Here is a 12879-nt window from a genome sequence, read left to right on the forward strand (position 1 = left end):
GGGGGCGTATATTTTTCCAATTTTATTATTTACCTTGATTCCGGTTTAATAATTAATTCGCCAAAATCTTTAGTATCAAAGCGTGAACAATGGAAGAAGTAAATCTCTTCCAATATCATTTGTCAAAATCACTGTAATAAACCTGTCACCTGGCAGTGTTGCAGGCATGTTATGTGTTTAAGCCACCTGTAATGAATAATTACCAATAAGGTTCCGGTTACATGAGTCATTCATCAGACATAGTATTGGTGCAGCGTTTAAAGGAAGGCGATGCTTCAGCATATGATGCTTTATTTCTGAAGTATCACAAGCTGCTTTGCCTGAATGCTTATTGGTTCCTGCGAAATGAAGCCGAAGCAAATGATCTTGTACAAACGTTCTTCCTCGATATATGGGACAAAAAGTTATACCTTCATTTTAACGGTGATATCAAGGGATACCTGCATCAGGCCATCAAAAACCGCTGCCTGACGCATCTTAAAAAGCAGAAAACAGAACTGGAAAATAAGGTAGCCTTCACGCAATTGCAGGATAATTCCTGTGTTACCAGCACGGAGGTTTCACCGGATTATTATAAACAGGTGCTCACTGCCATTAATGATATGGCGGTACAAAAAAGATCGGCCATACAAATGGTATATATCCAGGGAAAGCGTTACCAGGAAGCGGCGGATGAAATGGGGATCAGTATCAATTCTTTCAAAACCCACCTGAAAAGGGGATTGAAAGTATTACGTCATGCAATTATTAATAAAGGGTATTAGCCCCGATTTGTTAACAATGGAGCAGGTACAGGAAAAAATATTTGAATTATATCTACAACATCTGTCGGGATCACTTTCTGCGGAAGAGGAGCGGTATGTGCAGGAAATGTTGCAGCACGATGCTGATTTCAAAGCACAGTGGGAACAGCTTGAAGCGGAAAGTATTACCCTGCATACAGATAAATACCTTGAGCAGATAGATTCAGCCGCTGTACTCCAACAGATCAGGGAAGAAAGGACCGCACACCGCCCTGCTACCCACCTTAAAAAGTGGATGGCTGCCGCTGCTGTATTATTACTGGCAGGCAGCGGGGTCTATTATTTCTTTGCCCGTACCGCCCCGGTAACCTCTCCTGCCATAGCCATGGAGCAGCAAAAGCAACCGGTACGCCTGTTGCTGAGTAGCGGTGAAAAAGTGGAGCTGACTAAAGACAGCGGCGCCAAAACCATTGCCCTCAATAATGCCACACTGAGCACCAGCAATGGCACGCTCCAATATACTTCGGCCGATACTATATTGAATACACTTGATGTACCTGCCGGAGAAAGTTATAAGCTAACACTGTCCGACGGTACGGAGGTATGGCTGAATGCCGCTACCAGGCTCCGTTTTCCTTTCCATTTTGGCCGTGCGGAAAGGGAAGTATATGTAGATGGGGAAGCATATTTTAAGGTGGCCGCCAACGCGGATAAACCCTTCGTGGTACATACCGCATTGACCAGTGTACACGTATTGGGAACAGCTTTTAATATTAATACCTACCAGGCCGGTATTGTAAAAACAGCCTTGGTGGAAGGCAGCGTGGTCACCAAAGGAAAAATGAATGAGCGCCAGGCACTGCAACCTGGTATCCAGGCCGACTATGATGCCGGTAAAGGATTTGTGACCAGTCATTTTGATGAAGAAGAAGTATTGTCATGGCGCAGCGGTGTTTATTATTACCACCGCATGCCGCTCACCACGCTGATAGCAACGGCCTCCCGCTTTTACGGGATACGCTTTGTATTGGATAAAAACAAAGAAGCAGGCCAGGTGGTTACAGGGCTGATGGACCGCAACCGGCTGGAAGATTTCCTCTCCGATCTTAAAACAACTGCACATATTGAATACCGTTTGTCGGGTAATGAAATTACACTGAAATAAGATCTTCCTTCCCCTCAAAAAATATTTTTACTACTCCTTGTCACCCGTTTCCAGGAAAACGATGTAGTTGTGATGAAAGCATTTGTTACTGTCATTTGCTGTACCATCATTTTAACTTGTAAACAATTCCCGAATGAGAAAAAGTATACGCCACTGTAAGCTGGCTATGCGAAACGTTGTGCGCATGTTGGTGCTGTGTGCCCTTTTATGCACTTCATTTTCCGGTGTGAAGGCACAAACACCGGCGCCTTCGCTGCAATCAATCGTCACGGTTACCGGTAATGAGGTAACGCTCCTGCAGATCTTCCGGGCCATTAAAAAGCAAACGGGGCTTACCCTTGTTTACAGCAACCAGTTGCTGAACGACGGCGAGAAAATGTCGCTCAACTTCCGCCAGGCAAAGCTGGAGGAGGTACTGACCTTTATCTTCAAAGATAAAAACATCAGCTATGTACTGCAACGCAACCGGATTGTGCTCGACAAAAAAGCAACTGCGCCGGAAAACACCGCAACACCGGTAGCGGCAAGGCAGGAGGAATGGCTGGTTCGCGGGCAGGTAATGGATGTAGATGGAAATCCCCTGCCCGGCGCTACTATTACCGTAAAAGACAGTAAAAAGGGAACCGTTACAGATGTAATGGGCGTATTTTCCATTGCTGCCAGCAAGGATGATATCCTCAAAGTAGCTATGATGGGGATGAACCCTGAAGAGGTAAAGGTAGTGAACCAGAAAACGCTGAAGGTGAGTCTCACTGCAAAGGTGGACAAGCTGAACGAAGTAGTGGTAGTAGGTTTTGGCAGCCAGAAAAAAGTAACTGTAACCGGCGCCGTATCTACCGTGAACATGGCCGATATGCAAACGCCGGTGCGTTCCTTAACCAATGCCCTGGTGGGAAAGGTAGCCGGTGTGATTTCCATGCAGAGTGGTGGTGGTGAACCCGGGTATGATAATCCCAACTTCACCATTCGTGGAATTGGTACTTTTAAAGGAAGCGTTTCCCCGCTCATTATTGTAGACGGGGTACAAAGGGAAGACGTAAACAGTACCTATGGCGGCGCCTTCAATAATATTGATCCGGAAGACATCCAGAGCATTTCCCTGCTGAAAGATGCTTCCGCTACAGCGGTGTATGGCGCCAAAGGAGCTAATGGCGTATTGATCATTACCACCCGAAGGGGTATTGCCGGTAAGCCCAAAGTTTCTGCCAAGGCAGAAACGGGTTTCAGCGGGCTCACTAAAATGCCCAAAATGCTGGACGGCGTGAACTACATGAAATTGTACAATGAGGCCCGTACCAATGCTGGTGAAGAACCGGTATACTCCGATGAACTGATCCGTAAAACAGCCAGCGGGCTTGATCCTTATATCTATCCAAATGTAAACTGGATCAATACTATTTATAAAGACTGGGCTTCCATGACCAATGCCAACGTGAACGTAAGCGGTGGTGGAGAAGCCATGCGCTACTATGTATCCATGTCGTTTTATAACCAGGACGGGCAATACAATGTAAAAGACATCGGCTATAATCCCAATCTCAATTTCAAAAGATATGATTTCAGGAGCAATGTGGACCTGAATGTCACCAAAACAACATTACTTTCCCTCAACCTCGCTTCCATGTTGGTGAATACCCGCTACCCGGGCAATTCTGCAGGAGCTATCTGGTATTCTACCTATGCTACTAATCCTATATCCTTCCCTGTATCTTACCCGGATGGCAAATGGGCCGGACCGGTAAATAACGGGGGCTCCAACCCTTTTAACCTTGTACAAAATTCCGGCTATTCCACAGAGTTCAGACCCTCCATCCAATCCGTGTTATCCCTTAATCAGAAACTGGATGTAATTACTGAGGGACTGAGTGCGAATGCCCGTTTTTCTTTTGATACCTACAGCGAGTTTGACAATAGCAGGAAGGGGGTGAACGACCTCTTCTATGCACCGGGCAGGGATGAAAACGGTAACCTGGTCTACAATCAAACCAGGATCGGAAACACCTATCTGGGTTATGAAGCGTCATCTACCGGTGAACGCATGATGTACCTGGAAGGCAATCTCACTTACGATCACAACTTCGGTAAACATAATTTCGGCGGGCTGCTGGTTGGAAGTATCCGGAACCGGCTCAGAGGTGTTGCACCTAATTTAAAAACAGCCATTCCTTATCGTAATCAAAGTGTTGCTGCAAGGGTTACTTATTCATATATGGATAAATACCTGGCGGAAATAAATATGGGCGCTACCGGTTCAGAAAATTTTGAGCAAGGTAAAAGATGGGGCTATTTCCCTGCGGGCTCTGTGGGATGGGTCATCTCAAAAGAAAACTTTTTCCTGCCATATACAAAAGTGATCAGCCTTTTGAAGATCCGCGGATCTTATGGTATGACAGGAAATGACCAGATTGACGGGGATCGCTTTGGCTATCTCACCTATTATAACGGCGCCAGCGGCGTGTCTTTCGGTAGCTCAGGCACACCTTCCTATACTGGTGGTATCAATGCTGATGTGATCGGCACACAAAACCTTACCTGGGAAAAATCGGCAAAAACGGATATTGGTTTGGAACTGGGAATTTTAAATAAGCTGAATATCGTTGTAGATGGATTCCAGGACAAGAGAAGCGCCATTCTTGTTGCCCGCCAATCTATATCACCGATCGCGGGGTATGGTGGCAGCAGTATTTTTGGCAACATAGGTGAAATGGTGAATAAAGGAATAGATGGTAGTGTAGAATACACCGGCCACATTGGTAAAGAGGTGTCTATTCGTATATTCGGTAACGTTACCTATGCAAAAAATAAGATCATTTACGCAGATAACCCTATTGCACTTTATGCCTATGCCCAACAGGAGGGACATAAATACGGCGAGTTCAAAGGCTACCAGAGCCTGGGTCTTTTTACCAGCCAGGACGATGTGGATAAAAGCCCGCAACAGTTCAGGGTGGTGCATCCGGGGGATGTAAAATATGCGGATCTGAATAACGATGGTAAAGTAGATGGTAATGATCAAACCTACCTGGGCAAATCCAGCTTTCCTACCTGGTCATACGGTTACGGCTTTAATATTGGTTATAAAAGATTTGAGCTCTCCGCTGTTTTTGCCGGCGTAGCCGATGTAGGCATTATGGCTAATGGCACAGGTGTGATGGGCAATGGCGCCGGTGCGGATGGGGTAGGTGTAGTACCCTTTGCAGGTATGGGGCAATATACCGCCAGCGTATTGGAAGATATGACGAATCGCTGGACAACAGAAAATCCAAGTCAGCATGTGCATTATCCGCGACTTACCGTTGCCAACATCAACGATAATAACTATTTAAACAGCAGCTGGTGGATACGCGATGGCAGCTTTATGCGCCTGAAACAGGCTACTTTCAGCTACTCCTTTATTACGCCGGATATGAAACGCAAAGGGATCAGCAGCCTCCAGGTATACACCACGGCTACCAACATGCTTACATTCACGAAGTTTAAATTATGGGACCCGGAACTGGGAGTTTACGCGTCAAGGTATCCTTTCCCGAAAACCGTTACCCTGGGTGTAAGAGCGCAGTTTTAATCAATGACCAAAAAGATCATCGTTATGACCAGATATAAATACCTGTTACTTCTTTTTGCCGGTATCACTACTATTACACTGGTGTCCTGCAGCAAGTACCTGGATAAAAAGCCGGACAATCTTCTTACAGAAGAACAGATCTGGCAAACCAGGGCCAACGCGGAAGCCTACCTGAGCAATATTTACAGCGCCCGCCAGGCAGGCGGCGATTATGCCGGTATCGGCGCGGCGGATGAATTGTCTGTTTCCATTCCCGGCACCACCGTAAGGTATATGGTAGGCGGCAACTGGAGCGCCTCCGATTGGTACTTCTACAACTGGGGTGGATATTATACAGCTATCCGGAAATCTTTCATCTTTGAACAAAACATTGATAAAGTGCCGGCCGATCAGCTGAGTAACGAATTGAAGGCACAGTACAAAGCAGAAAATCTTTTTCTCCGTGGTTACTTTTACTGGATGCTGTTAAGGCAATACGGCCCGTTTGTAAAACTTACCAGCACCGTGAGCCAGGATGAAGACATGAATAAGTATCCCAGGGCGCCTTTCGATACCTGCGTGAAATTTATCAACGACATGATGGATGGCGCCGCTGCCGGTCTCCCTTTTGTATGGAGCTCCTCCGGCAACAACGGTCGCGCTACCCGCGGCGCATGCCTTGCAGTTAAAGCAAAAGTAGCACAGTGGGCAGCCAGCCCCTTGTGGAATGGCAATCCTGCCCTTGCGTCATTTAAAAACCAGGATGGTACAGCATTGGCGCCGTCCGGCTATGATGTGAATAAGTGGCGCATTGCCGCGCAGGCAGCCAAAGCGATTATTGATTCCAACAAGTATAAGTTGTTTACTAATCTCGATAACGGCGGCACCAGCTTCGATCCGTTCCTTTCTGTACGCGATCTGTTCCTTACTTCCTGGAACGATGAAATCATTCTCGCATCTATGAATTGGCAGCGCTGGGGATACACCATTTGTTCGTCTCCCGGGCCGGCAGGATATAATTTGTATAACGCTACACAAAATGTAGTGGATGCGTTTTATATGAACAATGGTAAAACTATCACCGATCCTGCTTCCGGTTACGTGGAAACCGGCTTCGCCGCAAAGGATGGCGATCACTACTGGGAAAATAAGGAGGGCGACTGGAACATGTATGCCAAACGGGAACCACGGTTTTATGCATACATCGCTTACAACCGTCGTCCCGTGGTGGCAGCGGTATCTGTGGATGATAAAAATTATTTCTCTTCTGAAAAAAATAAAGATGGCAACGGGCGCCAGGAATTTTATTACAGTGGTAAATCAGGAATGCTGGGGATGGGCAGTAATATTATTACGGGCTACCTTCCTTCTAAATTACTGAGCCCGAATGATAACCTCCGCAGCATGTCTACCGATGCGTACCGGTCTCCGTATATCCTTATCCGTTACTCAGAAATTTTACTGGACTATGTGGAAGCACTGAATGAATATGATCCGGCTAACACCGATATCGTGAAATACCTTAACATGGTAAGAACACGTGCCGGCCTGCCTGGTATTGAAACAGTATATCCCGGTGCAGTAGGTAACCAGGAAGAAATGCGGAAGTACATCCTGCGGGAAAGACAAGTAGAGTTTTGTTTTGAGGGCGACAGGTATTACACACTTATCCGCCGGTTACTGATGAGCAAACCGGAGAACCAGGCGATCTATGGCATGAATGTAAATGCGAAAGATAACGACCAGGGATTTTCTTTCACCGGTTTTTATACACGCACCCTGTTCCAGAAAAGATACTGGGATAACAAAATGTACATGTTCCCCATCCAGCAACAGGACCTGGAAAGGGACCGTGCATTGGTGCAAAACCCCGGCTGGTGATTTCTTTACTTAATTCTTAATTAACTGCTATGATCAGGCCACTCAATTCATATATACTCACAGGCTGTTTACTGATAACTACTTTGTTGATCGGATGTTCAAAAGACAGCGATCTGAAACATGCAGACGGACAACCCGTATTGCTCAGCGACTTTATTCCCGCCACCGGCGGGGCCACCACGGAGGTATTGATCACCGGCGATAATTTTTCCGCAGACACATCGGATATCAGTGTTACCATCAATGGTCAGCGCTGTGCTATCGTGAACGCCAATACGAAACAGATCATGGTAATAGTACCAAAGAAATGTGGTACAGGTAACCTGGTGGTGAAAGTAGGGAAAGACAGTGTAACCAGCAGCACGCCGTTTACTTATGTGTTTTCCAGAACCGTTACTACACTTGCAGGCAATGGTACCGCAGGTTTTGCTAACGGAAAAGGCGCTGATGCGCTGTTTAACTTCAACGGGCAGAGCTGGTACCGCATGATGGGAATTGCTGCCGACGATAACGGGAACGTATATGTGGCAGATCCGGGCAACGCCTGCATCCGCAAAATAGATAGCGCAGGTAATGCCTCTGTACTGGCCGGTAGCCCCGGTAATGCCGGCGGGGATGACGGTAAAGGACCTTCAGCGCGTTTCCAGATCCCATACGGCGTGGCCTTGGATGCACAAGGCAATGTGTATGTAGCAGACCCGGGCACCTGGAGCATCCGCAAAATTACCCCTGATGGCACCACTACCACACTTGGAGGCACTGTGCAGGAGCCATGGAATGTAGCGGTAAATAAAACCTCCGGTAAAGTATACTATTGCAGCAATGGAGGCGGAAGCGTTTTTGAAATGAGTGCCAATGGCAGCAGCACCGCTATTATAAACGGTATAGCCGGTCCGGGTGGTATGGATTTCGATAAGGCCGGTAACCTGTATGTATCCAGTAATACAGCGCATACCATTATCCGTTTTAAGGCGGATACCTGGGAACCCACTGTGATAGCAGGATCAACCGGGGTTGCCGGATATGTGAACGGAACGGGTACTGCAGCGAGATTTGCCAATCCATGGGGATTGGCAGTAGATGTTTCCGGCAATATTTACGTGGCCGGTAACGGCAGCTATGGCGCTAATGCCGATGAAAGTATCCGTGCTGTTTCCGCCAATACCTGGAATGTGATCACTTACGCGGGTAGCAATGCTGCTGGTTTTGCGGATGGCATTGGAGCTGCTGCTTCATTTAATGCACCAATGGGTGTGGCGGTAAATAAGGATGGCGTAGTATATGTGCTGGACAAAAATAATAACAGGGTGAGGAGAATAATTTCTGAATAAACTGATATGTAAACCCGCGGCGGCGGTGCCTTACTGCTGCCGTTTATTTTTAAAAGATGTTAAACAGGAACATGTACTTATTACTATTCACTATGCTGGCCGGCGCCTGTAGTAAAGGATCTGATACCGTTACTCCCGTTGATGCCGCACAAACACATACCTATTACGTGGCGGAAAATGGAGATAACTCCGCCGCCGGTACTATCAACAAACCAGTGCGCAGTATTAACATTGCCCTGGCCAAAGCCCTTCCGGGCGATACGGTAATGGTGCGGGCAGGCAGCTACCCGGAAAAGGTAGTATTCCCACGTTCAGGGCGGCTGGAAAAGCTGATCACCCTTAAGGCTTATCCCGGTGAGAAAGCCGTGATTGATGGCGCCGGAATGATTGTTACCGGCCGGGAAGCGCTGGTAACCATCAGTAATACCAGTTATATAGTACTGGAAGGATTTGATATCTGCAACCTGAAAAGTACCGCAGCAGGCGCCAATGTGAATGGGATCACAGCAGACGCTGGAGCCGGCAATATCATCATCCGGAAAAATAAGATTTATAACATAGAACATAATGTAGATCCTTCGCAGGGCCGTAGCGGTCATGGTATTGAAATTATTGGCAACACGGCTGATGCAATGAAAAACATCCTCGTGGAAGATAATATCATTCATGATACTAAAACAGGTTATAGCGAGAATCTTACGATCAATGGCTATGTAGATGGATTTATTATCAGGAGAAACATTATTTACAATACCGAAAACATTGGTATTGATGCGGCAGGTGGTTACGCGGCCAATACCAATCCTGCACTTAACTATGCGAGGAATGGCGTGATCAGCGAAAACGAACTGTATAACATCGACATGACCCGAGGGCCCGTTGGCGGCGTGCATGGCCATGGCGCTATAGCTATTTATGTGGATGGCGCGCGGAATATTACCGTGGAAAGGAACCGCATTCATGACGCGGACCGTGGTATCGGCATTGTGAGTGAGAATGATGCTTATCCTACCAGTAACTGTATTGTACGGAATAATTTTGTATATAACTGCTGGCGCACCGGTATTTATCTCGGTGGTTACCTGGGTTACACTTCAGGTGGTACGCGCAATTGCTACGTGGTGAACAACACCCTTTTGTTCAACGACCGGGAGCCAGGCGCCTTCGGCGAAATAGAAGGAGAGATCCGGCTTACCGAACAATGTTTTGATAATGTGATCCGCAACAATATCGTATATGCGAGACCGGTAGATATTTTTATACATAAATACACCAATACGGGATCGGGCAATGTTATCGACAATAATCTTTATTTCACCACCGGCACACCGCAATGGATCTGGAACGGTACCAACACAAATATCATTACTGATTTCAATACCTGGAAAACTACTTCCGGTACAGATGCCGGTTCAGTGTATGGCATAGACCCGTTGCTCATCAGTACTACGGCGCCGGATCTGCATATTACCGCCAATTCGCCTGCGCGTAATACCGGAGCAGTTATTTCAGAAGCGGTGAACGGAAGTGTTGACATTGATGGTAATGCACGCATCGTAAATAATAAGATCAGTAAAGGAGCACAGCAGTGATAAATCCCCTTTTTACGTGATTGATGATAACAGATTCTTATCGTAGATTGAAGTAACCTAAATCTGTATCAATATGAAAAAGAAAATCACCTCAAAGCTGAAGCTCACAAAAATTACCGTGGCCAGTCTTAGCAAAGCGCCACAGGAGAAAAGTAAAGGCCGTACACTGCCAACCACGCAGTTCATTTCCTGCGGAGAAACTTTTTGGGTATGCTAATAGCCGGATGCCCAATGGCTAAAGTTTGTTTTAGTTGAATTGAACCCGCTGTCACAGGCGGGTTCAGTGTTTAATACTAAAAAAGCATTACGGTATCGTAATGCTTCCCTTCTTATAATGTTGCTTCATACTCCGGGTAATCAGTATACCCATGTGCAGCTCCTCCATAGTGTAATGCCCGGTCGGGCGGATTCAAAGGCCAGTTATTTTTCAATCGTTCCGTAAGATCGGGATTAGCAATAAAAGGTTCTCCCCATGCAGCCAGGTCGATGATGCCGGCGCTTAAATACTGTTCCGCTTTTTCCCGGTTCATGCCACCGGCAAGAATGATCACGCCGTTGTATTGTTGCCGGAACCTTTCCATGAAGCCTTCCGGTAAAGCAAAGCTGCCTCTCGACTGCTGATCCATGATATGGATGTAAGCGATGTTTCGTTTGCCAAGTTCAGTGGCAAGATATTGGTAAGTAGCTTCCAGCTCATCGTAGTGCGGCATTTCATGCAGGCCGCCATACGGGGTAAGACGGATGGCTACTTTTTCTGCGCCTATGTTGGCAATACATGCATCGATGGCTTCGAGTAAAAAGCGGCTACGGTTAACGATGCTGCCGCCATATTCGTCGCTGCGGTTATTCACAAAAGGATTGAGGAACTGTTCGATCAGGTAGCCATTGGCGCCGTGCAGCTCTACGCCGTTGAAGCCGGCTTTCACTGCATTGGCGGCGGCATTGGCAAAGTCCTGTACCACTGCTTTTACGCCTGCTGTAGTTAGCGCTACAGGAACAGCGCAGGTTACAAATGCTTCCCGGCCGTTTTCATCATAGCCCCATGCATGTGAGTGCGCAGCCTGGATGTTGGAAGCGCTTACCGGCGCAATGCCACCAGGTTGATTGGTAGTATGCGATACGCGACCCACATGCCATAGTTGTGTGAATATTTTGCTGCCTGCTGCATGAGCGGCGCTGGTAACCAGTTTCCAGCCTTCCACCTGCTCCGGGGTGAACAGCCCGGGAATATGTAATACACCCGATGCGGTAGGAGAGATGGAAGTGCCTTCCGTGATGATGAGGCCTGCGTTGGTACGCTGACGGTAGTACAGCGCATTCATTTCATTGGGAATCCCGTTTGGATTCCGGGCGCGGGTCATAGGCGCCATCACGATCCTGTTCTTTAATGTGAGGCTTTTGCCGGTATATGGTTCAAATAACATTGGCTGTTTTTTTAATAGTTGGATAATCTGTATAACCTGCTGCGCCGCCTCCGAAGAATTTAGATCTGTCGGGTTCATTTAACGGTAGCTGGTGCTGCAGCCGGTAAGGAAGATCCGGGTTGGCAATGAATGGCCGGCCAAAGGCAACCAGGTCTGCCCAGCCGTTCTGTAATGCTTCTTCGGCCCGGGCAACGGTATATTTACCCGCGTAGATAAGGGTACCGGAGAAAGCTTTCCGGTAGGCTTCCTTGAATGCTGCCGGCATCACGGGGGCATTGTCCCAGTCGGCTTCCGCAATATGAATATATGCAATGCCTATATCGTTCAGTACTTTCGCTGCTGCAATGTAGGTTTCTTCCGGGTGATCGTCCATGGCGCCCATCAGCGTGGTTAAAGGCGCCTGGCGTATGCCTACGCGGTGTTTCCCGATGGCGTTGGCTACGGCCGTTACTACTTCTTTCAAAAAACGCAAACGGTTTTCCAGCGAACCGCCGTATTCGTCTGTACGGTGATTGGTTTGTGAGTCAATAAACTGCTCAATCAGGTAACCGTTGGCGCCATGCAGTTCCACGCCATCAAAACCTGCAGCAATGGCATTTTTGGCAGCCTGGGCAAAATCGTTGATAATAGCCTTTATTTCAGGCCTTGTAAGTTCACGGGGCATAGAGTGCTGCACCATTTCCCCGGCGCCGCCTTCGGGCCCTTTTCCTGCCGGATCGGCAAATACTTTCACACCTTCTGCAAGAATAGCGGAGGGTGCTACCGGGGCAGCCCCGTTTTCCTGTATGGAAGTATGCGATACCCGCCCCACGTGCCATAATTGTGCGAAGATGACCCCGTTATTGGCATGTACCGCATCCGTTACCTGTTTCCAGCCGGCTACCTGGTCGTTGTTATATATGCCCGGCGTCCAGGCGTAGCCCTGGCCCTGCCGGCTGATCTGTGTACCTTCTGATATCAATAGCCCGGCGCCTGTTCTCTGACTGTAATATCCGGCCATCAGTGAAGTGGCTACATCACCACGGGCGGCCCTGGATCTGGTCATCGGCGGCATTACTATCCTGTTTTTCAGGTGAAGTCCGCCTAATTTATAATCTGTAAAAAGCATCGTTCAAATATTTTGATAAGGCAAAATTCCTTCAAAATATATTATCATCATAATTATTTAACTTATACCTTTGTATCATTAAAATGATAAT

9 protein-coding genes are annotated in these 12879 nt (G+C 47.4%); 7 read left to right on the forward strand and 2 right to left on the reverse strand.

Going from position 1 to position 12879, the window contains the following annotated elements; genetic code table 11:
• Window positions 1-221: 221 nt before the first annotated feature.
• The 7 genes from VN105_RS03500 to VN105_RS03530 all read left to right on the forward strand — a co-directional run bounded on the left by VN105_RS03500 (window position 222) and on the right by VN105_RS03530 (window position 10473).
• Window positions 222-764, forward strand: coding sequence for an RNA polymerase sigma factor (locus tag VN105_RS03500; RefSeq protein WP_325637974.1), 543 nt, complete (start codon window positions 222-224; stop codon window positions 762-764).
• A complete protein-coding gene (locus VN105_RS03505) occupies window positions 739-1908 on the forward strand; it encodes a FecR family protein (protein ID WP_325637976.1) in 1170 nt (389 codons plus the stop codon). The genes VN105_RS03500 and VN105_RS03505 overlap by 26 nt, the downstream gene beginning before the upstream one ends.
• A gap of 133 nt (window positions 1909-2041) precedes the next feature.
• Window positions 2042-5473, forward strand: a complete 3432-nt coding sequence (locus VN105_RS03510; RefSeq protein WP_325637978.1) for a TonB-dependent receptor — start codon at window positions 2042-2044, stop codon at window positions 5471-5473.
• 24 nt (window positions 5474-5497) lie between these two features.
• The gene (locus tag VN105_RS03515; RefSeq protein WP_325637979.1) at window positions 5498-7333 is read left to right on the forward strand and encodes a RagB/SusD family nutrient uptake outer membrane protein; all 1836 of its coding nucleotides are present in this window, start codon (window positions 5498-5500) and stop codon (window positions 7331-7333) included.
• 29 nt (window positions 7334-7362) lie between these two features.
• On the forward strand, window positions 7363-8664 hold the full coding sequence (locus VN105_RS03520; RefSeq protein ID WP_325637980.1) for an IPT/TIG domain-containing protein: 1302 nt from the start codon (window positions 7363-7365) through the stop codon (window positions 8662-8664).
• A gap of 71 nt (window positions 8665-8735) precedes the next feature.
• Window positions 8736-10256: a right-handed parallel beta-helix repeat-containing protein gene (locus VN105_RS03525; protein ID WP_325637981.1), complete on the forward strand. Its 1521-nt coding sequence runs from the start codon at window positions 8736-8738 to the stop codon at window positions 10254-10256.
• 73 nt (window positions 10257-10329) lie between these two features.
• Window positions 10330-10473 (forward strand): hypothetical protein, encoded by a 144-nt coding sequence (locus tag VN105_RS03530; protein ID WP_325637982.1) that lies wholly within the window; start codon window positions 10330-10332, stop codon window positions 10471-10473.
• Window positions 10474-10585: 112 nt separating this feature from the next.
• On the opposite strand, the gene VN105_RS03535 is transcribed toward VN105_RS03530, so the two are convergent.
• Together VN105_RS03535 and VN105_RS03540 are read right to left on the reverse strand one after the other, a co-directional pair.
• The gene (locus VN105_RS03535; protein WP_325637983.1) at window positions 10586-11680 is read right to left on the reverse strand and encodes an alkene reductase; all 1095 of its coding nucleotides are present in this window, start codon (window positions 11678-11680) and stop codon (window positions 10586-10588) included.
• Window positions 11670-12788 (reverse strand): alkene reductase, encoded by a 1119-nt coding sequence (locus VN105_RS03540; protein ID WP_325637985.1) that lies wholly within the window; start codon window positions 12786-12788, stop codon window positions 11670-11672. Before VN105_RS03540 ends, VN105_RS03535 begins: the two co-directional genes overlap by 11 nt.
• Between the last annotated feature and the right edge of the window lie 91 nt (window positions 12789-12879).

The sequence above is a fragment of the Chitinophaga sp. genome (assembly GCF_035564935.1).
Lineage (GTDB): Bacteria > Bacteroidota > Bacteroidia > Chitinophagales > Chitinophagaceae > Chitinophaga.

What these genes read in the sequence shown, in the direction of transcription:
- VN105_RS03500 (WP_325637974.1), top strand. Translation starts at nt 222, where the DNA reads ATGAGTCATTCATCAGACATAGTATTGGTGCAGCGTTTAAAGGAAGGC.
- VN105_RS03505 (WP_325637976.1), top strand. Translation starts at nt 739, where the DNA reads ATGCAATTATTAATAAAGGGTATTAGCCCCGATTTGTTAACAATGGAG.
- VN105_RS03510 (WP_325637978.1), top strand. Translation starts at nt 2,042, where the DNA reads ATGAGAAAAAGTATACGCCACTGTAAGCTGGCTATGCGAAACGTTGTG.
- VN105_RS03515 (WP_325637979.1), top strand. Translation starts at nt 5,498, where the DNA reads ATGACCAGATATAAATACCTGTTACTTCTTTTTGCCGGTATCACTACT.
- VN105_RS03520 (WP_325637980.1), top strand. Translation starts at nt 7,363, where the DNA reads ATGATCAGGCCACTCAATTCATATATACTCACAGGCTGTTTACTGATA.
- VN105_RS03525 (WP_325637981.1), top strand. Translation starts at nt 8,736, where the DNA reads ATGTACTTATTACTATTCACTATGCTGGCCGGCGCCTGTAGTAAAGGA.
- VN105_RS03530 (WP_325637982.1), top strand. Translation starts at nt 10,330, where the DNA reads ATGAAAAAGAAAATCACCTCAAAGCTGAAGCTCACAAAAATTACCGTG.
- VN105_RS03535 (WP_325637983.1), bottom strand. Translation starts at nt 11,680, where the DNA reads ATGTTATTTGAACCATATACCGGCAAAAGCCTCACATTAAAGAACAGG.
- VN105_RS03540 (WP_325637985.1), bottom strand. Translation starts at nt 12,788, where the DNA reads ATGCTTTTTACAGATTATAAATTAGGCGGACTTCACCTGAAAAACAGG.